Genomic DNA, 23,870 nt, shown 5'->3' with positions numbered 1-23,870 from the left:
TTACGCTTAGCTTTCGGGTGGCTGACAAGAAGCTGAATCTATCCATGGTTAAGGATAAAGACGGGAGAGTTAACGTTTGGAAACGGTTTTGTGAACTTTCTGGCAATACCGGTATCTTAAAGGTAATCCTTTTTATCGGAGTCTAGCCATGAAGCAATTCCTCGTTACGCTTATCCCTACTGCTTTCCTTCTGGCCGGCAGCGTCCATGCCCAAACCGATGCGCCGGCCACGCCTGCCGACGCCAAGGCGCAAGGCAAGGTGGACCAGGCCACGATCAAGGCGAATACCAAGATCAACAAGGCACTGACCAAGGAGGCGCAGGAGAACGTCGAGGCGGATGCGCAGGCGGACAAGAAGAAGCTGAAGGCGCATCAGAAGGCGCGCAAGGAAGTGAATGACGCCGTGTCGGATGTCGCCAAGGCGCAGAACAAGGCTGAGGTGAAGGCGGCGAAAGAAGCGCGTTAATCGTTCCGTGGACAAATGATCCGGAGGGCCGGGGATGGCGACCGGGCGCGAACAGCTGGAGACCGCCAAGGCGGAAGCGCTGGAGGAGTCGTGGCTGGCCAAGCTTGGACCCGGGCTGGTGACCGGCGCCGCCGACGATGACCCGAGCGGCATCGCCACCTATGCGCAGGCGGGGGCGACCTTCGGCTTCAACCTGCTGTGGTCGATGCTGCTCACCTATCCGCTGATGGTGGGCATCCAGGTTGTCAGCGCCCGCATCGGGCGGGTCAGCGGCCGTGGCCTGGCGAGCAACATGCGGCGCATCTATCCGCCCTGGATTCTGTATGTGTGCGTCGTCCTGCTGCTCGTCGCCAATACGATAAACATTGCCGCCGACATCGCCGCCATGGGCGATGCCTTCCGGCTGCTGGTGGGTGGCTCGGCCAAATGGTACGCGGCCGGCTTCGGGCTGCTGTCGGCGCTGCTGCAGATCTTCATTCCCTACAAGCGCTATGTCGCCATCCTGAAATGGCTGACGCTGGCCCTGCTGGCGTATGCCGCCACGGCTTTCGTCATCCATGTGCCGTGGGGCGAGGCGGCACGGCGCACCCTGCTGCCGCACATCAGCTGGCAGCAGGAATACATCGTCACGCTTGTCGCCATTCTCGGCACGACCATCAGTCCCTACCTGTTCTTCTGGCAGGCCTCGGAAGAGGTGGAGCAATTGCGCGCAACCGCTGGGGCGCGGCCGGTGAGGAAGGCTCCGGAACAGGCGCGCGTCCAGTTGAGCCGCATCCAGATCGACACCTATGTCGGCATGGGTTTTTCCAATCTGGTGGCCTTCTTCATCATCCTGACCACCGCGGTTACCCTGCATGCGAACGGCGTGACGTCGATCGAGACCTCGGCGCAGGCGGCCGAGGCGCTCAAGCCGGCGGCGGGCGACTTCGCCTTTTCATTGTTCGCGCTCGGCATCATTGGCACCGGCATGCTGGCCCTGCCGGTGCTGGCCGGGTCCTCCGCCTATGCGATGGCGGGGGCTTTCCGCTGGCGAAACAGCCTGGAGCTGAAGCCGGCGCTGGCCAAGGAATTCTACGGCGTGATCGCGTTCGCCACCCTGGGCGGCGTGGCGTTGCAGTTCACCGGTCTGGACCCGATCAAGGCGCTGTACTGGAGCGCGGTGATCAACGGCGTGATTTCCGGTCCGATCATGGTCGTGACCATGCTGATGGCGACGGACGAGCGGGTGATGGGCCGCTTCGTGGTACGCGGCCGGGTGAAGCTGCTCGGCTGGGCGGCGACGGCGCTGATGATCGCCGCCTCGCTGACGATGTTCTACACCTTGCTGGTCTGATTCAGGCTTCGGCCGGCGCCGTGACGGCGTCCGGGCTCTTCACCGGAAACACCACTTCGATCACCGTGCCGCTGCCCTGCGCGCGCTGGCGCAGCGATAGCCGCGCGCCATGGTCGGTGACGATATCGCGCACGATGGCGAGACCGAGCCCGCTGCCGGTGCTGTGCTCATCGATGCGGTAAAAGCGGTCGAAGATCCTGTCGAGGTGCGCCGCCGCAATGCCGGGGCCGTTGTCTTCGATATGGAAGACGCCGACGCCATTGCCGGGATAGCAGCTGGCGGTGACCTCGGCGCCGGGCGGCGAATAGCGGATGGCGTTATCGATCAGATTGTCCACCAGGTCGCGCAGCAGGAAGCGATCGCCGAGGATGGTGGTGGATTGCAGGTTGAAGCCGATGTCGATCTGCTTCTTGTCCGCCTCCTGCACGAAATGCTGCACCGATTCAGCGACAATGGTATCGAGCGCCACCAGTTCCAGCCGCTGCTTCTCGTACTGGCTCGGCTCTGCCCGCGCCAGTGCCAGCAACTGGTTGGTTTGGCGGATCATGCGTTCCACTGACGACGACATCATCTGCAGCGACTGCGCCGCCTGCGGCGCGGCGTCCGGATTCTGTTTCAGCCAGGCGAGCTGGGTATTCAGGCCGGCCAGCGGCGTGCGCAGCTGGTGCGCGACGTCGGCGAGGAAATCCTGCCGCGCCTGGTTGCCGGTGCGGGCGCGGTCGAGCACATGATTCATCGCATGGATGACCGGCTGCACCTCGGTCGGCACCTGTTCCTCGTCGATGGTGGAGAGATCGTCGCCGGCGCGCGCGCGCAGCTTGGCGGCGATGTTGCGCAGCGGCGACAGGCCGTGCGATACGGTGAACCAGGCCACCCAGACCGACAGGATCGCCAGCGCGCTGCCGAGCACCAGCAGCCCGATCAGGATCTCGGCCCGGATCAGGTTCCGCTTGCGCAGCGTCTCGGCGACACCGATGATCACCTGCTCGCGCCCGATATCCGCCTTGAGCGACACGATGCGCACCGGTTCGCTACGCATCAGGCCGTCATAGGCGAGCGGCTTGCCGAGTTCGGTCGGGAGACTGAGCGCCGGGAAATCGCGATCGCCGCTCAGGGTATGGCCGGCGGCATCCCGCACGACGAGATACACCTTGTCGAAATGGTCCACCCTCAGCACCTGCTCCGCCTGCTCCGAGAGATTGATCTCCAGCTGATCGCCGCGCGCCCGCAGGTGCGGCAGCACCGCCCAGGCGGCGTCTGCCAAGCTCTGGTCCAGCGCCGTCTGCGCCGGCGTCCAGGCCAGCCAGTAGCTGAGCATGGCGCCGATCAGGTTCACCGCCAGCAGCGGCACGATCAGCCACTTCAGCAGTTTTACCCGGATGCTGCGCGTCATGGGGCGGCGCTCTCCAGCATGTAGCCGAAGCCGCGGATGGTGCGGATGCTTACGCCGGCTTCGGCGATCTTGGAGCGGATGCGCGAGACGTAGACCTCCACCGCGTTCAGCGTGACTTCCTCGCCCCAGGGCAGGATGGCATCGATGATCTGCTGCTTGGACACCACCCGCGACGCCTGGCGCATCAGATACTCCAGCACCGCCCATTCGCGCGCCGAGAGTTCCAGCGGCTGGCCATTGACGCGGGCGCGCTTGGCGAAGGTATCGAGCACCAGTCCGCCGATCTGCAGCTCGGTCACGCGCGGGCCGCTGCGCCGCACCAGCGCCTTCAGCCGCGCCACCAGTTCCGGCGCGGCGAAAGGCTTGACCAGATAATCGTCGGCGCCGAGTTCAAGGCCGTGCACCCGGTCCTGGATGGCGTCGCGCGCGGTGAGCAGCAGCACCGGCACCGTGCTGCCCCGGGCGCGCAGGCGGCGCACGATCTCGAAGCCATCCATGCCGGGCAGGCCGATGTCCAGCACCACCGCCGCCACTTCCTGGCGCTGCAGCAGGGAATCGGCGGTCACGCCGTTGTGGACCACGTCGGCCACCATCCCCTGGCCGCTCAGGATGCGCTCGATTCCGTCGGCCAGCACCGGGTCGTCTTCAACTAGCAGGACATGCATGTTCACTCCGCCATTTCCGGGGTCGATTTCAGTATTGATTGTAGGCATCGTCACCCTCTTCGATTTCCTTGTTGCGGTCTTCGAAGAAGGGGTACGCCAGCGGCAACAGCAGCAGTGTAAACAATGTCGCCGAAATGATGCCGCCGACGATCACCACCGCGAACGGGCGCTGCGTTTCCGATCCGATGCCGCGTGACAGCGCCGCCGGCAGCAGGCCGAGGCCGGCCATCAGCGCCGTCATCAGGATCGGCCGCAGGCGCGACACCGCGCCTTCGATCGAAGCCGGCACGAAGCCGGCGCCATTCTTCACGTTCTCGATGATCTGCTCCAGCATGATCACGCCGTTCTGCACCGAGATGCCGGCCACGGCGATGAAGCCGACCGCCGCCGACACCGAGAAATGCAGCCCGGCCGCGGCCAGGCCGGCGATGCCGCCGATCAGGGAGAACGGCACGATCAGCAGCACCAGCGACGCCTTGCGCACCGAGCGGAAGGCCCAGAACAGCAGCGAGAAGATCAGCAGGATGGTGACCGGCACGATCACCTTCAGGCGCTTGACGGCGCGCTGCTGGTTCTCGAACTGGCCGCCCCAGGTGATCTGGTAGCCCGGCGGCAGCTTGACCTGCTCCTTTACCTTGCGCTGCGCCTCGGCGACGAAGCTGCCCTGGTCGCGGCCGAGCAGGTTGGCCTTGATCGAGGCGTTGCGCCCGCCGGCCTCGCGGCTGACGCGGGCCGCGCCCTGGCGCACCTGCACCCGGGCGATGTCGCCCAGCGCCACCGTGCCGGCATTGTTCGGCAGGTTGACCTGGATGGAAGCGATGTCGTCGATCGAGTCGCGATACTTTTCCTGCAGGCGCAGCGTGATGTCGTAGCGGCGGTCGCCTTCGTAGAAGGTGCTGACGGTGGAACCGGCCAGCGCCGACTGGATCACGCTGTTGACGTCGGCCACGTTGACGCCTAGGCGGGCGATCTTCTCGCGGTCGATGGCGACGTTGAGCTCGGTCTGGCCGCCGATCTTGATCGCCGCCACGTCGGTGGCGCCGCGGATGCCGCTCAGGATGGAAGCGATCTGCTCGCTCTTCTGCGTCAGGATCTGCAGGTCGGGGCCATATACCTTGACCGCGATCTCGCCCTTCACGCCGGACATGGTTTCCTCGACGTTGTCCTGAATGACCTGCGAGAAGTTGGTCGGCACGCCGGGCAGCACGGTGATCTTCTTCGTCATGTCGGCCACCAGCTTCTCCTTGCTGGGGAAGCGCCATTCGCCGTGCGGCTTGAGGTCGGCCAGGAACTCCATGTTGTTGACGCCCTTGGGGTCGGTGCCGTCATCGGGACGGCCGACCTGCGAGATCACGCTCTTGACCTCCGGGTAGCTCATCAGGATGCTGCGCACCTGGCGCTCCACGCTCTTGGTGTTCTCCAGCGAGCTGGAGGTCGGCAAAGTGATGGTGAGCCAGATGTTGCCTTCGTCCAGCTTGGGAAGGAATTCGCTGCCCAGGCGCGGTGCCAGCAGCAGCGAGAACACCAGCACCGCGACCGACACGCCGATCACCAGCATGCGGTGCGGATTGGCCCAGTCGAGGCAGCGGCGATAGCGCTCCTGCAGGTTGTGCATCCAGGGGATGTGCTTTTCTTCCAGCGTATGCCGCCTCATGGTCAGCGCCAGTAGCGTCGGCACGAAGGTCATGGTGAGGATCACCGCGCCGATCATGGCGAAGCTCAGCGTCAGCGCCACCGGCGAGAAGATCTTGCCCTCCACCCGCTGGAAGGTGAAGATTGGGATGAAGGCCAGGATGATGATGGCCTTGGCGAACAGGATGGGATGGCCCATCTCCACCACCGTCTGCTTCAGCGTGCGCATGCGCCAGCCGGCATCGGTCTCGGCATGCGCCTCGTCGAAGCGGCGCACGGCAAGGCGCACCATCAGCGCTTCCACCAGCACCACCGCGCCGTCGATGATGATGCCGAAGTCCACCGCGCCGAGCGAGATCAGGTTGGCCGGGATGCCGCGCGCATCCAGCATGATGAAGGCGAACAGCAGCGACAGCGGGATCACCGTGGCCACGATCAGCGCGGCGCGCCAGTTGCGCAGGAAGATCAGCAGGATGGCGATCACCAGGCAGGCGCCGACGATGAGGTTTTCCGCCACCGTCAGCACGGTGTGGTTGACGAGGTCGGTGCGGTCGTAGATGGCGCGGATCTTCACGCCCTGGGGCAGCTTGGCGTTGATCAGATCGACGCGCTCCTTCACCGCCGCCACCACCTTGCTGGCATTGCCGCCCTTGGTCATCTGCACGATGCCCTGCACCACGCTGTCCTGCTTGCCATAGGCGACGATGCCGGAGCGCGGACGGTTGCCGATCTCGACCTCGGCCAAGTCGGACACTAGCACCGTCTTGCCGCCCTTGGCCAGCACCACGGTGCGGCCGATCTCTTCCAAGCTGTTGAAGATGCCGATGCCACGGATGACGAGGGCCTCGTCGCCGCGATGCACCAGGCCGCCGCCGACGTTGGCGCTGTTGGCGGTCAGCGCCTGGCTCACCTGGTCGAGCGTGACGCCGTAGCGCTTGAGCGCATACGGGTCGACCCGCACCTGGTACTCCTTGACGGTGCCGCCGAAGCTGACCACGTCGGCCACGCCGGGCACGATGCGCAGGTTGGGCCGCACGATCCAGTCCTGCAGGGAGCGCAGCTCGTTCTGCGACATGCCGGGAGGCGCTTCCAGGATGTAGCGGAACACCTCGCCCACCGCCGTCGACAGAGGCGCCAGGCTGGGCTGAATGCCGGGCGGCAGGGTGACGTTCTGCAGCTTTTCCAGCACCTGCTGGCGCGCGAAGTAGTCGTCGGTGCCATCCTCGAAAGTGAGGGTGACCACCGACAGGCCGGTGATGGTGACCGAGCGCAGCTGGGTCTGCCGCGGCACCCCGCTCATCTCGCGCTCGATCGGCAGGGTGACGGTGCGCTCCACCTCTTCCGGCGCCTGGCCGAGGTACTGGGTGACGATCTGCACCTGCACGTCCTGCACGTCGGGGAAAGCCTCGATCGGCAGGTTGGTCAGCGCGCGGTAGCCGAAGGCGCACAGCGCCGCCACCAGCACCAGCACGAAGACCCGCTGCTTGAGGACGAAGTCGACGATCTTATTTAGCATCGGAGCCCACCTCGGCATTCAGCAGCAGCGCGCCTTCGGTGACGATGCGGTCGCCGGCGGCGAGGCCGGCATCGATGAAGCTGGCCTCGGTGCCGCGCAGCGCGATCCGGACCCGGCGCTTTTCGAATTCTCCCGGCTTGCGTTCGACGAAGACATGGTTGTAGATGCCTTCCACGATCAGGCTGGAGTTCGGCACGCGGATGGCCTTCTTCTCGCCGTCGGCGATGAAGGCGACGCGGGCGAACATCTCCGGCTTGAGGCGCTTGTCCGGGTTCAGCACCATGCAGCGCACCTGGACCCGGCGCGTGGTCGGATCCAGCGCCAGGCCGACCCGCTCCACGCGGCCGCCAAAGCGCTCGTTGGGATAGGCATCGGTCTCGATGCTGACCGCCTGTCCGGGCCTGACGTTGGCGATGCTGCGCTCCGGCAGGTCGATGATGGCCCAGAGCTTGGTGACGTCGGTGATGACGAACAGCGGATTCTGCAGGTCGGGGCGGACTTCCATGCCCGGATTCACCTGCTTGTCGGCGACCACGCCGGCGATCGGCGCGCGCAGCTGGAAGCGGCCGCTGTCGCTGGTGCCGGCGACGTTGAGGTTACGCAGCCGCAGGCTGGCGCGGCGGCTTTCGGCCACGGCCTGCTGGTAGTCGGCGGCGGCCACTTCATACTCCTTGCGGGCGATGACTTCATGCTCCAGCAAGCCCTTGGCGCGGTCGAAGGCCAGCTTCTTGCGCTGCTCGTCGGCGCGGGCCTTCTGGTAGTCCGCGTCGGCGGAAGCGAAGTCTGGCGAATCGATGTCCAGCAGCACCGCATTGCGCGCCACCGGATCGCCGACCTCGGCGCGCAGGGCGGTGACGCGGCCTGCGATGGGCGAGCTGACGCGGGCGGTCAGGTTTTCGTCATAGGTGATGCGGCCATTGCTCGGCTCGGCCACCGGCATCGCCATCTCTTCCACCCGGGCGACCCGCAGGGAAGCCAGTTGCGGCGCGCCCTTCTCGTAGCGGATCACGCCCGGTTCGCCCTTCTTCGCCGGTTCGGCCGGCGCCTCGGCTTCCGGCCCGGCGTTGTCCAGCATGCGGTAGCCGACCACGCCACCGGCCACGACCAGCGCCAGGATGGCGGCCGAAATCACATTCTTGCGGGTACTCATTTTCCTTCTTCCTTCATGACGGCGGTGCGCCAGGCGGAAAGCGCCCTGGCATAGTCGGCTCGGGCGGTAACCGCGTCGAGCTGGGTGGCGCGGTAGGTGCGGCGGGCGTCGAGGACATCCATGACGGCGCTGGCGCCATTGCGGAATCCGAACTCGGCGGCATCGGCGGATTTCTTGGCGGCGACCAGCAGTTCCTGCTCGAAGCGGCGGGCGCGGTCGGCGGCAGCCTGCAGGTCCTGCAGCGCGCGGCTGGCATCGTTGCGCGCCACGATGCGGGTCTTGTCCAGCACTTCACGCGCCGTATCGAGGTTGGCCTCGGCGCTGCGGATTTCGCCCTCGAAGTTGTAGCGCACGAACAGCGGAATCTGCACCGCCAGGCCGTAGGTATTGTTGGCATTGTCGCCAGGGGCATGCTCGAACTGGACGCCGACCGAGACATCGCGGGTGCGCGAGGCCAGCGCCAGCTGGCGCGCCGCCTGCGCCGCTTCCAGCCGGGCCTGGGCGGCGCGCACGTCAGGACGCTGCTCGATCAGGCGGTCGATGTCGGCCACGTTGTCGCTGGCCTCGAAGCCGGGCCAGGGATCGGTGGCGCGGATGCCGGCGGTGTCGCAGCATACATTGAGCAGCTGCGCCAGCGCCAGCTGGGCGCGCGCCAGATCGGCCTGGGCCAGCCGTGCGTCGTTGCGGGCGCGCAGGACATCCACCTGCAGCCGCTCGACGTCGGCGCCGGCGATGTCGCCCGCCTTGCGGCGGCGCTGCGCCGCTTCCAGGGTGCTGTCGAAGAGCTGGGTGGTTTCCTGGGTGACGGCCAGCCGCTCCTGGGCCGCCAGCAGATCGTAGTAAGCCTCGCTGGTAGCCAGCGTCAGCTGACGGCGGGTGTCGTTGACATCCAGGCGGGAAGCTTCCACCAGGCGGCGGGCATTCTCGGTGCGCAGTTCGCGCTTGCCGCCGCGTTCGATCAGCTGGTCGAGACGGACGGTGGTATCGATGTTCTTGTCGCGCAGACCGCCGGAACCGACGCCGGTGCGCGGGTTGATGCTGCTGCTCTGGATGGAAAGCGTGGGATTGGGCGCGGCGCTGGCCGACAGCACCGCCGCCTCCGCGTTGCGCACCGCGATCGCGCTCAGGCGCAGGTCGGGATTGCGCTCCTGTGCCAGGGCCAGGGCTTGCTGCAGGCTCAGTCCCGACAGCGCCGGGGCGGGTGGCGCAGACTGGGCCAGTACCGGGCCGGCGGTCAGCCAGGCGACGGCCAGCGCCGCGGCTGTCAAGGCTTTACTACTCTTCGACATGAACTTCACTTTGTACCCTTGCACTGGGATGGATTCAAGCGTCACGCGGGCGCGGAAAGGCACCAGAATGCGGAGGGATGAGGATAGGAGGAAATGCTGTCAGTTTCCTGAACCTAAGCTGACAATATGCTGACTGGTACCGTATTTTGGGGATGTCGGGAGCGTTGGGCAAGGAGTTTGCCAAACACCCGAAAAAACGATAACGGCACGGCAATGCCACGCGGCGTTTCGGATGCGTTTGCGGCACGACGACGAAAAGAAGGCCGGCGGCACGGATGCCGGCGGCCAACATTTGTCAGGGACGATTGTCAGGAAAGCTAGGCAGCCCGGGCTGATTTGGCAGCCGGCTGGCGCCGAGCGCCGCGCAGCAGACGGCCTAGCGCCGTGTCGTGCTTCTTCTGCTCGATGAACCAGAAGCGAAAGCGTTTGCCGTAGCTGCTCCACGCAAGCGCGAAGGCCGATGGCAGTTCGGCAATCATGGCCAGACTGGAACGGTACAGCACCACCTGCTCCAGGTCGCGCTGCACGCCGAGGAGTGCATATTTGTACTCGTAGCGGCCCCACAGCAGATGGAACTCGGTAGCGCCGCGATGGATGGCGTCCAGCACGGTGAGGTAGCAGCAGCTCATTCCCAGCCGGTAGTTGTCGTAGGCCGGGTCGTGGGCGTTCACCACCGAAAAGAATCTGTCGCCGATGCGGAAGTAGATGGCGCCGGCACGCACTGCGCCCTCGATGCGGATCAGGCTGACCAGGCCGCACGCCCGCACCAGCTGGAGCAGGCGTGCGGCTTCCTCCTCGTCGAGGGAAGACACCTTGTTCTTGCCGGCCATGCGCTGGTGGTTGTAGTCGATGATGGCGCGCACATCGGCTTCATCGGCCTGCGCGCCTTCCACCACGACGTGCTCGAAGGAAGGAAAGGCGCGCTTGGCGCGGCTGATGTGGTGCTTGATGTTCTTGCGGGTGGACTTGCCCAGGCTGCCGATGTAGGCCTCCTTCGTATCGGGCAGGGAGATCACGATGTTCTCGGTGTAGAACAGGCGCAGCTGCGGAAGATCCGGACCCTCGGGATCGGTGGAAATGGCGCGAAAACCGATCTGCCTCGCCTCGGGATGGCGGGCGAACATGTGGCGGGCGAACAGCGCCATTTCCTGGCGGCCGATGTGGGTCACTTCATTGAGGACCTGGATGCGCCGCCCCTGGCGCCGGTACATGAGGGCGCTGACCACCAAGCCGGCGCGGCGGGCCACGAACAGGCTGGCGCTGTCCGGGGCATTGTAGGCGCTGAAGTTGGCGTGGGAAGCGTAGAGGCTGCCGTACAGGCGGATCAGGTCGGGCTCCATCCACGGCGGCACCTGGTTCTCGTAACAGGTGAAGGTCAGATCGCCTTCGGCGGTGTCGGTTTGCCCGACGCGATCGCGCGCCGACGGCAAGGCGCCGCCAGGAGCGAAACGGTGAATCTGCATGGTGCTCTCCCTGAAAGCCGATTGGCAAATGCATCGAGCCGATGCCAGGCCGCCGGCGCTGTTATTTTTTGCGTCCGGCTCGTTCATTGGGTCGCGGCGTTCCGGCGAAGTTCTCTTCTTTGTTCGCACTCAACCGTCTGGCCCGCCGGAAAATGCCGGCTTCATTTCTCGCCGGCGGGCGGTGAACTTTCTTCGCGCTGCTCCGATATCCGCACCGCCACGCCGGCCGCCTGCTTTGCCGGCATGCTGGTGGTGCGGCGCTGATACTCGCGCTCGGCCTGCTCGGTTTCGCGCTCGGCGCGCAAGTCTTCCGGCGCCTTGGCCTCGCCGGGAAGCTCCACCTGCAGCTCATCGACCAGCATCAGCACCGTCGCCGCCACCGGCAGTGCCAGCAGCGCGCCGACCACGCCGTACAGGGTGGCGCCGGCGAACAGCGCGAACAGCACCACCGACGACGGCAGCCGCAGCGCGCGGCCGTAGACGAGGGGAATCAGCACGCGGCTTTCCACCTCTTCGTAGATCAGCATCAGCACGAACACCACAATGCCGATGGTGGTGCTCACCGCCAGCGCCGCCAGAACCGCCGGTCCCATGGTGAGGAAGATGCCGACCAGCGGCAGCAGGTCGGCGAGCGCGCCGAACACCGACAACGCCAGCGCGTTCGGCACGCCGCACAGGCGCAGCAGGACGAACATGAACACGCCCATCAGGATGCAGGTGGCGATCTGGCCGCGGATGTAACCGCCGACGATGGTCTGCAGCTTCAGCAGGATGTGGGCGAGCCGCACATGGCGTTCGCGCGGAACGATGGCGAACAGCGCGCCGCGCAGGCGGTCGCGGTCCAGCATCACGTATAGGGCAAGAAAGATCGCGGCAATGGCGTAGACCGAGATCTCGACGATGCGCAGCGACAAGGCGAACAGGTTTTTGCCCGAACCGCGCAGCAGCTCCTCGTAGCGCAGATTGTGCAATTCATCGGCCAGCGATGCGGTCATCGGATAGGCGGACAGGAAATCGATCAGCTTCTTGCGTATCGCCGGCTCCTGGTCGATCAGGCCGCGCGCCTGATCGAAGAATTCGGGAAGCGTGGTGGCCAAGCCGGCCGCGGCCACCAGCAGCAGGCCGCCGAAAACCAGGCCGATGGCGACATGGCGCCGCAGGCCGCGCCCCTCCAGCCACTCGACCACGGGACTGAGGGCGCCGGCCAGAAACAGCGCCGCCACCAGCAGCAGCAAGGCCGGCAGCAGCTTGATCATCAGCCAGACGGCGGCGAGCACCAGCACCATGGCCACCATGCTGGTCAGCGACAACTCGACCTTCAGCCGCCGCATGCCGGCTCCCTGATCGTTGTGGTCGGGTGGACCGGCAAGGCCGGCATGCTCGCGCCGGCCGATTTTCGTATCAAGGCCATGGGGCCTCCCGTTGGATTGCCTAAGGGTTAGGCAGGTGCCAGGGATCAGGGTTCCCGTCAGGGAATGCCGTGGAGAAGGGAAAACCATGCGTGAAAGCATGAATGCGAAACTCCGCCAGCATTTCTCGTTCTGATTCCTGATTCCGCCTTCATTCACTGATGCTTTTCTGCATGCCATGATGATCAATCGCAGCCTGCGCCTGCTGCTGCCGGCCCAGTTCCTCAGTTCGCTCGCCGACAGCGCGCTGCTGATCGCCGCCATCGCCCTGCTGCTGGACATCCAGGCCGCGCCCTGGATGACGCCGGCGTTGAAGCTGCTGTTCAACGGCGCTTATGTGCTGCTGGCCGTCGCCGCCGGCGCCTGCGCCGATGCGCTGCCGAAGTCCTGGGTCATGGTGCTGGCCAATGCCATCAAGGCGGCCGGCTGCGCCCTGATGCTGCTGGGCATGCATCCCCTTGCCGCCTATGCGCTGGTCGGCCTCGGCGCGGCGCTCTACTCGCCGGCGAAGTTCGGCATCCTCGGCGAGCTGCTGCCGGCGCGCCAGCTGGTGGCCGCCAACGGCTGGCTGGAGGGCACCACCATCATCGCCATCATCCTCGGCAGCATCGTCGGCGGCCTGCTGCTGCGGCCCGACGTGCTGCTGGCGGCGGCAGCCTTCATCGACGAAGAGGGCAAGCAGCTGGCGCAGCGTCCCGCCCATTTCAGCATCGCCGCCATGGCCCTGCTGTATCTCGCCGCCACCGTGCTGAGCCTGTTCATCCCGCGGCCGGTTCGGGCAGCGCCCAGGCAGCGCGCCGGCCCGGGCCGCCTGACCGCCGCCTTCGCCCGTTCGGCGCGGGCGCTGTGGTCCGATCCCTTGAGCCGGATATCGCTCGCGGTGACGGCGTTGTTCTGGGGCGCCGGCACGGTGCTGCAGTTCATCGTGCTGAAATGGGCCGCCGTGGCGCTCGGCTACTCGCTCGGCCAGGCGGCCATGCTGCAGGGCGCCGTGGCAGTCGGCGTGGCTGCCGGCGCCTTCGCCGCCGGGCGCTTCGTGCCGCTGAAAAAGGCCTTCCGGGTGCTGCCGCTCGGCATTCTGATGGGACTGCTGCTGGTGCTGATGATCTGGGTGAGCGATGTCCGCGCCGCCCTCGCGCTGCTGCTGCTGATCGGCTTCGTGTCGGGTTACTTCCTGATCCCGATGAACGCCGTGCTGCAGCACCGGGCGCAGCGGATGATGCATACCGGCCAGTCGATCGCGGTGCAGAATTTCCTGGAGAACCTGGCGGTGCTCGGCATGCTGGCCGGCTACGCGGCGCTGGTCTGGCTCGACGTGCCGGTGCGCTGGCTGATCCTGCTGCTGGGCGGCTTCATTGCCGCCATCATGGTGCTGCTGACGCGATCCCTGCCGCATGAAGGCATTCCCATGGAAGCCGCGCCGGAACGCGCGCAAGGCCCGGCGCGGCGCCGCGAATAGCGCCGCCCGGGACGGCGATCCTCCGGCGCTCGTAGTCCCGGCGCGCCCCGCTTCACCTTGGCGCCTGATGCGCCGGCGCAATGGGCATGGCGCGCGGCCGCCGGCGCCATGCGGCTTCGTCCGGATCCGTGCCGCCGCCTCCCTCGCCGCCCTCCTCGCCTTCCCTCTCCTGATTATCCAGCGGCGCCGGACGTCCGGACCGGCTGCGCCGGACACCCGCCTCGATGCCGCGCAGCCGGTCCGCCTCGCCGGGAACGATGTCGATCCAGGGCAGCCGTTCCAGCACCGCATCCGGCGTCGAGCTGTCGTCGGCGCGCCAGGCTGCGCCGGGCCGCCGGGACGAGACGCAGACGCGGTAATACAGCCGTGGCGCCAGGCGCAGCGCATCCCAGGCATCGACCGGCAACGCGAACAGCGGCTCTGGCTTCACCGGCCGTACCGGCGAGGCATAACGACCTTTGGCAGCGCCGGGGGCCGCAGCTTCCGTGAAATGCGCAGGATCGGCGCCGACCTCCACCCGGAAGCTGCGCGCTGCAGCGGGCAGCCGCAGCCGGAACACCGGCGCCGGACCGTCACGCCCGGCATGCGACGGCGCGTCGATGGCGGGCCGCTCCACCTTGCCGGCGTCGCGCACCGCCTGACCGCTCAGCAGGATGGAAGGCGCTGCGGCTGCGTCCGCATCGGCGGTGGTGGCCACCGCGTTTTCCCAGGCGTCGGCGCTGCTGCTGAACCAGGCGCGGTAATACAGCCGCTCCGCCTGCATCAGCCGGTTCCACGCCGAGGCCGGCAGGGCATAAACACTGTCGGCCTGGAACGGTTCCGTCTCCCACGAGGCATAGAAGTTGTCCGGGTCGCGTTCGGCTTCGTTGGCGCTGTCGAACAGTTCCGGCTCGGTGGCGACTTCGACGGCGTAGTAGATCGCAGCGCCGCTGCCGGGATCGAGCGCGAACTGCGGCGGGCCGTCGGCGCGCGCCAGGCTCTGCGGCGCCATGATCGACGCTGGGCTCGCCGCCTGCGGCGCGGCGGCATCGACCCGCTCCGGATAGGAAGGATCGAGCACCGTGGCGCAATCCATGTCCACCGTCGCCAGCGACAGCGCCGGGCCGGCATCCTGGGGCACCGGGATGGTCGGCGCGCCCTGGATGTATTGCCACGCCACCGCGAACGGGCAGCCGGAATCGGCGACGGGCGGGGTGCGGAAGGAGCCGTCCGGGTTCCGCGCCTGGGTCGGCGCGAACTTGTTGATGTTGAACACCCAGAAGAACACGTCAGGATTATTCTCCCGCAGCTGGGCGGCGGTATTGAGGAAGGAGCAGTAGACGCCCGGCCGGTAATTCGAGCCGCGCACGCCGGCGATCCAGGCCTGCGCATAAGCCAGCATGGTCGGCGGCAGCAGGCCGCCGACTTCGATGTCGAGATAGATCACCGCGTTGTCGCCGATGCCGGCCTGGTCCGCCAGGCGGATGGCATCGGCGGCATCGAGCCGGCCCTGGTCGGAGCCGAGGATGTGGGAGCCGGGGCCGCCCGGCCACTGCTGGCCGACATAGACCGGCGCCAGGCCCCAGCCCATCTGCCGCAGGGTGGCCGCCTTGCTCATCCATCCGGTGTAGCCCTGCGATGGGCTGGGCGCGAGGTAGAAGCCGGTCCAGGCGAGGTTGGTGTGCTGCCAGAGCGCGCGCATGACGTCGTCGCCGGGATACGCAAGCCGGTCGAAGCCGGCGTGGGTGTTCACCGCATCGCGCCGCGCCCGCAGCGGCGCATCGCGCACCGCTGCGCCGGTGAGCGCCAATGACGGCGCCCCGGCATGATCGGCGTCGTCCAGCGTTCCCGCCACGTCGGTCCAGCCATCGGCGCTGCTGCTGAACCAGGCGCGGTAATACAGCGTGTCGGCGCTGCAGAGCCGCGCCCAGGCCGCTTCCGGCATGACGTAGGGATTGCTGGCCAGCAGCGGGCTGTCCTGCCAGGAGGCGTAGAAACTCGACGGGCTGCGTTCCTGGCCGTGCGCGGCATCGTCGAACAGCTCATGCCGGGTGGCGATTTCCACAGCATAGTAGAGGGCCGCGCCGTCGCCGGGATCGATGTCGAAGCTCGGGGGCGGGCCCCCGCGGCTGAAGGAGGCCGGTGCGTCGATGCGCGGCGGACGCAGGGCGATCACCGGACCGTCCGATGCGGCGGCCAGCGCCGCCCGCACCGCGTCGCAGGCATCGACCCGGCCATAGCCGTATTCCGGGCTGTGGCCATCGGCATCGTAGCCGCCGTCGATCTTGCGCGCGGTGCGGCGCAGGATATCGCGCACCTGGGTCTGCGTCAGGTCGGGATTGGCCGACAGCATCAGGCCGATGATGCCGGCCACCAGCGGCGATGCCGACGAGGTGCCGCCGAAGGTGGCGGTGTAATCGGCATCGACCTCGTTGCCGCCGTTGTTGTAGCCGTCCGGTCCGTGGCGGTCGGCGGTGAGCACTGATTTTTCGCCCGCGTCGCGGTCGCCGCTGGAGGGGGCGCAGATCCACACCGCATTGCCATGGTCGCTGTACCAGGCGCGGCGCTCCTGGTCGTTGCTGGCGGCCACCGCGATCACGTCCGGATTGGAGGCATAGCCGTCGAGGTCTACCGACTCGTCGCCATTGCCGGCGGCGAAGCAGACCGGGATGCCCTTGCCGCCCCGGCCCTGGTGCACGCAATAGGCGATCGCCGCCTGGGTGCTGCCGGGCAGCGGATCGACGCTGCCGGTGCCGTCGGCCGGGCCCCAGCTGCAGCTGATGACATCGGCGCCGTTATCCGCCGCCCACTTGAACATCGCCGCTTCGTCGGCATCGCCGAGCGAGGCCGGAAAGCGCGCCGCGATCAGGCTGCATCCCGGCGCGGCGCCGGAAGCGCGCACGCCCTTGGCCACCGCCACGCCGGCGCAGGCGGTGCCGTGGTTGTCCGAACCCGACTTCGGCCGCGGGTCGTCCACGCCGGCGCTGAAATCATGCCCGGCGCACAGCTTGCCGGCGAATTCCGGATGATCGACATCGATGCCGTCATCGAGGATGGCGACGGCGATCGAGGGCACGCCGCGGGTCAGGGTCCAGGCATCGTTGACGCGGGCGGTGGCGAGATGCCACTGCCGGCCCAGGTAGTCGGCGTCGCGGGTGGCGCGGGCGTCGCGTTCGGCGCGGGTCGCCGGCGAGGTGGCGGTGTCGCGCTTGTGCCGCCGGCTGATCAGGTCGGGATGGGAGAACACGGTGAGGCCGCTGGCGCGGTAAGCGTTGGCCGCCTCCACCGCGCCGGTGCCGTCGGCGCCGGCCGGCGCCAGCAGGACATAGCCGTTGGGCGCGTAATCGAGCTGGCTGATGATTCGCACGCCGTATTTGGCATTCAAGGCATCGATCTGCTGCCGGCCTACCTCGGGCCAGAATTGGACGATGAAGCGCCGGGTCAGGTAGACGTCGTCATTCTCCTGCCGTCCGCGATGCATGACCGGGGCCGCGATTTCGATGTCGCGCTCGCGGTTGAGCACCTGCACCGCCTGCTGCTGCTCCGGTTCGGAGCCGAGCTCGTAGACGATGATGCCGTAGTGATCCACCCGGGTCAGCGGCGCGGCATGCTTGCGCAGCAGGTTCTGCGCCTCGGGCGAGAGCGCCGAACGGGCCAGCCCGAAACGCACGCTGAATTTCTTCGGGTCGCGCAGCAGGCGCACCGGCGGATCGGTGGCATTCGGGTAATAGAGCAGATCTGCATTGGCGGCATTGGTGGCATTGGCGGTATGGGTGTCCGGTGGCATGGTTCCTCCTCGATGGGGCGGTGCGTTTCAAACAGGCGATGCAGTCGCGCTCACAAGCCGAGCGTTTCCCAGGTCAGGCTCACCAGCGCGCCCAGCTTTTCGACATCCCACTCCAGCCAGCGGCCGCTGGACTCGCTGGCATCGTCGCGGGTGACGGTGACCTGGTAGGACAAAAGACGCTGCGCGAGGTAGGTGGTCAGCGGCAGCACGAAGGCGGCGTTGCCCACCGCCGGCGCGCCGCTCATCGCCACCGGCACGATGCCCGCCACGCCGGCCATGCGCGCCTGCACGTCGATGCGCTGCAGGCCATGGCCGGCATGGTCGACCAGGTCCACAAACACGATGTTGGTGCGCACCTCTTCGACGAAGGCGCGCACTTCCTCCAGCGCGGCGGGCGGCGCCGGCGGCAGGCCGTATTCGACGCAAGCGATGTCGGTCGGCGCGCCGTCGGCCAAGGCCACGCTGCAGCTTTCCTGCGGCGCCAGCTGCCGCTCCACCGGCACGCGCTGCGGCGCCGGGCCGCCGCCGAACAGCAGCAGGTCGCTCACCGCCACCGGCCGCTCGATGGCATTTCGCAGCAGCGCCTGGCGCTGCGAAAGCGTGATCTCCACCGGCCCGTCCGCCAGCGGACCGCACAGGGCGGACAGGCTCAGCTGCAGGGCCGATCGCAGCCGGGTGCCATCCGGCAGAAGGAAGCTGGCGCCGCCGGCGATGCCGCTTCTTTCCAGCAGCTCACGCAGCAGCAGGGCTTGCGAGAGGCCGGCGGAAATGGAGACCGCGATGCCGTCCGGCTGCAGCGCCGCGGCGAGTTCCATGCCGGGAATGGACGCCAGCCCCCAGTCGAACTCGGCGCCGCATTCGATGTCGGTGGGCAGGAGCAGCACCGGACTGGCCGCATGCGCCTTCAGCTTCGAGCGCAGCAGCATGAGCGACGCCGGGCTGATGTCCGGCTGCAGCCGCATATCGAGCACCACCTGGTTGGCCTCCGGCCGGTCCGGGTCTAGCGCGGCGTACAGCAGGATCAGGGGCCGCCGGGCGGAGTCGCCGGCATCGGCGGCGTGGCGGCCGATGCGATAGGCATCCGGCAGCAGCAGGAAGCGGCCCGGCTGCTGCAGCGAGCGGAACACGCGGCAACCGCGTTCGGCCAGGGCCGCCATCTCTTCGTATTGCCGCCATGGCGCCTGCCCCAGGCGCAGCGCATCCTGGCAGCCGATGGCCAGCTCTCCCTCGGGTCGCCGTTCGACATAGCAGGCGCCAAAATCGGCGCAGGGATACAGGGCCTGCAGCGCCTGGCTGCGGGTGAAGCGCCTTTCGGCAAAGGTGGCTTCCGGCCGCTTGTCGTGCTGCGGCAGCAGTTCCGGCAGCGCCACCAGCGGCCTCGCGCTGGCGCTGCCCAAGGCCAGGCTGGACAACTTCGGCGGTACTCTCAGGGCATAGTCGCCAAGCGGCGAGCGCAGCGTGGCGGCGGCGGCATCGAATACCAGCTCCCGGGAGACGGCCGCCTCCCGGTTCCAGGCCACCGGCAGCAGCGCCGCCTTGTTGCCGAAGGCGAGCGGCAGCTTGCCCGGCGGCAGGCGCACCAGGCCCGGGTGGCTCCAGGCCACCGAGAGCGACGCGGGCCGCGACTGGAAACCGGGCGACGACAGCGCGCCGTAGCAAAGCCGGGCCCAGGCATCGAGCAGCGTCACCGTCACGTCGAGCAGATCGCCGTTGCGCTTGACCTCGGCTGCGAAGCGCTGGCTGCGGGTGGCGCCGCCGGCATCGCGAAACGGCAGTTCCAGCTCCACCGCCGCATCCGCCGCATCGATCACGCGGCTAGCCGGATTTCCGCGCGCCGCCAGGGCGGCCTGCGCTTCCGGACCGATCATCTGGCGCAGGCAGAATCGGACGGTGGCATCGATGCCCGGTTCGCCCGATGCGTTGGCCCCGGCGCGGGCGAAGGAGAATCGAAAGGGGCCGGCGGCGGCATCGCCGGCCGGGTCGGGCATGAGCAGTTCAAACGCGGGCTGCACCCAGACGAAGCTGGCGTCGGCCCCGTCGGCGAAGACCCAGCCATTGGCATCGTCGATTATCGGGCCGGAGGGCTGTGGCGGAACGTGCAGCGCATCGAGGTCGATATGGGCAAGGAGGCGGTGTGGATTGAGCGGGCGCGCCTCATTCGCGAGCAGTAGGCTGGCGGAGGCCAGCTTGCCGCCCGCAAGACGGCCGAGGCGAGCACTGCCGGTCGCCCCGCGGCGCGCCGGCGCTTCGCGCATGCTGACGCGGCGCGGCACCGGCGCGATCGCTTCGCGCACCCCGGTACCTGGCGACGGTGCCAGCAGGCGAACGGCACGCTCCCGGTCGAGGCCGTCGAGCGCGCCGCCGAGGATTTGCTCCAGCGGACAGGCCAGGTCGAGGCTGCGCTCCGTCGCGCCGCCGCCGCGATGGGCGAGCTCGATGCCGAACGCCGGCGCCGGCCGGATGCCGAGCCGGCCGTCGGCATCGAGCAGCATGACCCGCGCCGCGGCGGCGAAGCTGCGGAACAGGCCATCTTCGCCCGCCGCGGCGACGGCGTCACCGCCCTGCTCCGTCGACACGCTCAGCGCGCCGGTACGCACCAGCTGCGCATACGCCGAACCCAACTCCGCCTCGGTCACGGCAGCCGCTGGTTCACGGCCAGGCAAGGCAGCCAGGGCATCATGCACATCGCACCAGCGTCCGCTCAGGCGCAGGCGGGATGGAACGGCGAGCGCCCGGAAGGCGAGCGTGGCATGCAGGGAGAGGCCGCCGGCGTGGCCATCGAGCGCACCGATCACATCCAGCGCCTGCGCCCTGTCCAGCATCGCCGACAAGGCAAGCCGGGCGCCGGCACCGGCTTGCGCCGAAGCCAGCAGCCGTCCGCCAGCGCCGCGCAACTCGACCTGCAGGTTGCGGATGAAAATCGTATTCGTCTGTTCCCCGGCATGGGCCGATGGCGGCAATCCGGCGGGCAGCGACAGCTCCAGCGCGAGCGTGGCTTGAAGCAGGCGTTCGCCGATGGCGGCGACGGCGGGATCGGGTTGACGGTCGAGCAGCAGGGTCAGCGACAGGATGGGATAGCCGTCCGGCCCGCGTGCCAAGGCCAGCCGGTCCGGCAGGCACCAGGCCGTATCCGGGTCGCAGGCGTCGGGCAGCACATGCCAGCCCGGCCCGCCGGTCGCCGGCGCGCGCAGCTGCCAAGGCGCCTCGGCAGAAGGCCCGGACGCTCCAGGCGGGTTACCGGATCGCTCCCTTCCTGCGGCATTCACTGCGGCAGACAAGGCCGGCGTATCGGTCGCTTTCATGATGCGTCCCCTTTGTTTGCGATACCGGTCTGCGCAGGACCGGCGGGAACCGTGGACCAGCGGCTCGGCGGCTCAGCGCCGGCTCCGGTCCAGGCTGCGCGGGTTGGGCTAGTGCCTGAGCGAACCCGGCTTCATGGTGGTCCAGCCGACGTAGGGCTGGCGCAGTTCGCCGTTCTCATAAGCCGCCCCATGCCCATCGGCATCCGCATCGCGCAAGTCGAGCGCCCCTGGTGCTCCTGGTTTTCCTGGCGCACCGGCTTCCGCCGGCTCCGAACGCGTGGTCGCGGCCGCAGGGTGGGCCGGCGCGGCCGGTTCCGCTTCCCGTGCCAGGTCATACCCCAGCACCGCGGGCGCGGTGCGCACCGGCGTCTCGCTGCGCGGCGCGCCGGGCGGCCGGCCGACCGGGATCTCGCCCAAGGCCGGCATGGGACTGCGCGCCGGCGCCTCCTTCGGCGCACCGGCCGGCGGCTTGCCGGCACCCGGTTGGGAAGGCGGCTGTGCCGCCACCGGTTCGGCCGCCGGCAGCGCCGGCCGCGCATCGGGCACCAGGCTGCGTGTCTGTACGCCGGGATCCTGGGCGGTGGGCACGCTGGCCACCAGCGGGCCATTGCCGGCGGTTTCCATCCAGGGGCCGACCCATTCCATGCCCTTGGTGAACAGGCCGCCCTTCACCACCACCCGGCAGCGATAGCGGTAGCGCGGCACGAAGTCCTTTTGCCCGGTGAAGATGGTCCAGTAACGGTCATGTTCCTGGTCGGCGTTCTTCCAGACGAACTTGGTGACCGGCCGCTCGCTGCCTTCGTCGGTCATGCCCATTGCCTGGAATTCGATCTCCACCATCTGCGCCGGCGTTTCCAGGTTGACGTTGAGCTGGATCGGGCCGACGTCGAGCTTGCCCGCCGCATCCGCCCGCACTTCGATATTCAGGTCGCTGGTCGGCGTGCCTTCCAGCGGATCGAGGTCGACCACGTTCTTCTCGACGAAGCAGCGCACATAGGGGTTTTCGGATTCGCTCGGCGGCTCCAGGAAGTGGATGCTGCGCTTGATGTAACTGATGTCCGGCTTCCATCCCGGCGGCGGATTGGCGACGTCGGCGGCGTTCTTCTTCGCCATCGCCGGCTGCCAGGTGGTCATGGCGCCGGTATCGGTGCTCTGGAACACATGCGCGGTCCATTGCAGATCGCCCTTCGCGCTCGGATAGCCGACCTGCACGCCGATGAATGCCACCGGATCGCCCACCCACAGGCGGGAGTCGTCGCGCCAGTTCACCACCGGCTTGATGGTGTGGGTGATCTTGCGGTCCCAGTCGTCGAGATAGAGAGTGGTGAAGTATTTCTTCTCTGCGTCCGGATCGTTCTTGATTTCGTTGAAGAAGCCTTCCAGCGAACTGCTGATGGTGGTGGAGAGGTTGAAGCGCTCCTGGCGCGTCTCGTCGTAATGCAGATCGAGCCGGGTTTCGTCGCGCCGGTACTTGAGCGCGAAGCCGCCGCCGAAGCCGCCGAACAGCGAGGACAGGATGCCGCCGCCGCTCGGCGCCTCCGCCGGCTTCACGTCCGGCGGCGCCGGATCGAAGATGCGGGCCTTGGCCGCTTCCATGAATTTCGCCACCACCATGTCGACGCGCTTGTCCACCTCTTCCTTCATCTTGTCGGCGCCGGGATTGGTGCCGTCGATCTCGATCTCGACGGTGATGCCGCCGTTGATGCGCAGGTTGTTGAATTCCACCTTGATGTCGGCCCCGAACCACCATGTCCTGCCGGCAGCCGCAGCGGAGAAATGCGAAAACACGCGGTCCCAGTTGCCCCTGATCTTGATGCGCAGGGTTTCGCTCCAGACCTTGAGGTTGAGCGTCTGGCTGACCACCACCGGGCTGTAGGTGCCATGGAAGCCGGCCCAGAGGATGGCCGCCGGCAGGCTGCCGCACAGGGCGACGTAGGCATTCTCGGCGGCGGGATTGATGGAGCCGGGGCCGTCGCCCTCGATGCGCATGTACCAGGCATCGAGGTTCTGCGGCATGGTGTCGCGCCCTTCGCGGAAGGTCCGCGGCTGCGCGACCATGCGCGGCCGCATGCGCTGCACCAGCTCCGCCGAGCGGGTCGGCATGCCTGGCCCGCCCGGTCCGCCGCCGGCTGCCGGAGCAGGCTGCATGGCGGGCGAACCGCCGCGGCTGCCATTGGGCAGGGCGCTCGGCACGGTGCCATCGAGGCGCGGCGAGAGATTGGACATGTGGGTGCGGGAATCGCTCACCGGGATGGGCGCGAACTGCGGCGCGCTTGGCACCCGCCAGCCCCAGTACTTGCGCGCGTCGGCGCGCAGCTTCTGCGTCACCTGGTTATGCGCCGCCTGCAGCACGTCCAGCGGGGGCGCGGCGGTGACCGTCACGCCGAGCACGCCGCCGGCCACTTCGCTGGTGCCGGACACGCCGACGTTGGCATCCTCGTTCATCACGCCGACGAAATGGATCAGATGAAATTTGTAGTCGCCGCTGTCGCCGTTGCGGGCGACGCGCACGCCGTTCGGCAGCCAGTAGTAGACCGGCGCCTTGCCTTCCGCCTGCAGCTCCTCGTTGTGCAGGTCGGGCAGGTACAGGATCTCGTACCGGCGGCCATCCTTGGTGGCGACGATGGTCTCGAAAGCGCCTGGCCACATGGGTCCGACGGGCTGGGTCATGATGTCTCCTCCTCTGCTGGCGGGCGATCCGATCGATCATCATCGACCGGGATGGCCGCCCGGGTCGTTGAATCGGCGACTGCGCGGATGCATGAGGCCCGACGCAGCCGAACGCGCGGACAAAGCCTCTCCCGGGCGCGCAGCATGCTGGCGCCTGTCCGGTGTGGCATGGATGCCCGATCGTCGCCGCCTGACGAAGCAGGCGCGGTGTGAGGAGGCAAGGGAAGCGGATGTCTGGAGGGGATTCTAGAAGCCGAAGCACCCCGGCGCTTGAGAATGCGCAAAGCGCGCCGGCTCTCGGCCAGGACATTTTGGAAAGCTTCGGAACCAGGGTTCGCCCGTCGTGCGTCCTGGCGG

General features: G+C 67.8%; 13 protein-coding genes. 3 read left to right on the top strand and 10 right to left on the bottom strand.

The features are described 5' to 3' along the window. Positions 1 to 148: 148 nt before the first annotated feature. Together CHB88_RS16965 and CHB88_RS16960 are read left to right on the top strand one after the other, a co-directional pair. A complete protein-coding gene (locus tag CHB88_RS16965) occupies positions 149 to 466 on the top strand; it encodes a hypothetical protein (protein WP_089400531.1) in 318 nt (105 codons plus the stop codon). 34 nt (positions 467 to 500) lie between these two features. After that, the gene (locus tag CHB88_RS16960; RefSeq protein ID WP_089400530.1) at positions 501 to 1,799 is read left to right on the top strand and encodes an NRAMP family divalent metal transporter; all 1,299 of its coding nucleotides are present in this window, start codon (positions 501 to 503) and stop codon (positions 1,797 to 1,799) included. Between the two features lies 1 nt (position 1,800). Here CHB88_RS16960 and CHB88_RS16955 read toward each other — a convergent pair whose 3' ends face one another. The 7 genes from CHB88_RS16955 to CHB88_RS16925 form a co-directional block, all read right to left on the bottom strand. Then, positions 1,801 to 3,192 carry a sensor histidine kinase gene (locus CHB88_RS16955; protein WP_089400529.1) on the bottom strand — a complete coding sequence of 464 codons (1,392 nt, stop codon included), beginning with the start codon at positions 3,190 to 3,192 and terminating at the stop codon, positions 1,801 to 1,803. Next, complete coding sequence (locus CHB88_RS16950; protein WP_089400528.1) at positions 3,189 to 3,857, bottom strand: response regulator transcription factor; 669 nt, start codon at positions 3,855 to 3,857, stop codon at positions 3,189 to 3,191. Before CHB88_RS16950 ends, CHB88_RS16955 begins: the two co-directional genes overlap by 4 nt. Before the next feature lie 28 nt (positions 3,858 to 3,885). Then, positions 3,886 to 7,005, bottom strand: a complete 3,120-nt coding sequence (locus CHB88_RS16945) for an efflux RND transporter permease subunit (RefSeq protein WP_089400527.1) — start codon at positions 7,003 to 7,005, stop codon at positions 3,886 to 3,888. Beyond that, on the bottom strand, positions 6,995 to 8,155 hold the full coding sequence (locus tag CHB88_RS16940) for an efflux RND transporter periplasmic adaptor subunit (protein WP_089400526.1): 1,161 nt from the start codon (positions 8,153 to 8,155) through the stop codon (positions 6,995 to 6,997). Before CHB88_RS16940 ends, CHB88_RS16945 begins: the two co-directional genes overlap by 11 nt. Next, on the bottom strand, positions 8,152 to 9,444 hold the full coding sequence (locus CHB88_RS16935) for a TolC family protein (RefSeq protein WP_089400525.1): 1,293 nt from the start codon (positions 9,442 to 9,444) through the stop codon (positions 8,152 to 8,154). The genes CHB88_RS16940 and CHB88_RS16935 overlap by 4 nt, the downstream gene beginning before the upstream one ends. 317 nt (positions 9,445 to 9,761) lie before the next feature. Further along, entirely contained in the window at positions 9,762 to 10,907 is a 1,146-nt protein-coding gene (locus tag CHB88_RS16930) for a GNAT family N-acetyltransferase (protein WP_176442524.1), read from the bottom strand. Positions 10,908 to 11,068: 161 nt separating this feature from the next. Further along, positions 11,069 to 12,238, bottom strand: a complete 1,170-nt coding sequence (locus CHB88_RS16925; protein WP_176442523.1) for an AI-2E family transporter — start codon at positions 12,236 to 12,238, stop codon at positions 11,069 to 11,071. Positions 12,239 to 12,494: 256 nt separating this feature from the next. Between CHB88_RS16925 and lplT the strand changes: the two genes are divergently transcribed. Further along, entirely contained in the window at positions 12,495 to 13,775 is a 1,281-nt protein-coding gene (gene lplT / locus CHB88_RS16920; protein ID WP_089400522.1) for a lysophospholipid transporter LplT, read from the top strand. A gap of 52 nt (positions 13,776 to 13,827) precedes the next feature. Here lplT and CHB88_RS16915 read toward each other — a convergent pair whose 3' ends face one another. From CHB88_RS16915 to CHB88_RS16905, 3 genes are all read right to left on the bottom strand, one after another. Further along, positions 13,828 to 17,541 carry a S8 family serine peptidase gene (locus CHB88_RS16915; protein ID WP_089400521.1) on the bottom strand — a complete coding sequence of 1,238 codons (3,714 nt, stop codon included), beginning with the start codon at positions 17,539 to 17,541 and terminating at the stop codon, positions 13,828 to 13,830. A gap of 50 nt (positions 17,542 to 17,591) precedes the next feature. Beyond that, positions 17,592 to 20,843, bottom strand: a complete 3,252-nt coding sequence (locus CHB88_RS16910) for a hypothetical protein (RefSeq protein ID WP_143131328.1) — start codon at positions 20,841 to 20,843, stop codon at positions 17,592 to 17,594. Positions 20,844 to 20,951: 108 nt separating this feature from the next. Continuing rightward, complete coding sequence (locus CHB88_RS16905) at positions 20,952 to 23,513, bottom strand: hypothetical protein (protein ID WP_143131327.1); 2,562 nt, start codon at positions 23,511 to 23,513, stop codon at positions 20,952 to 20,954. Between the last annotated feature and the right edge of the window lie 357 nt (positions 23,514 to 23,870).

Origin of the sequence: Noviherbaspirillum humi (genome assembly GCF_900188095.1) — a bacterium.
GTDB classification, from domain to species: Bacteria; Pseudomonadota; Gammaproteobacteria; order Burkholderiales; family Burkholderiaceae_D; genus Noviherbaspirillum; species Noviherbaspirillum humi.
This window is presented reverse-complemented; position numbering and strand designations above follow the sequence as displayed.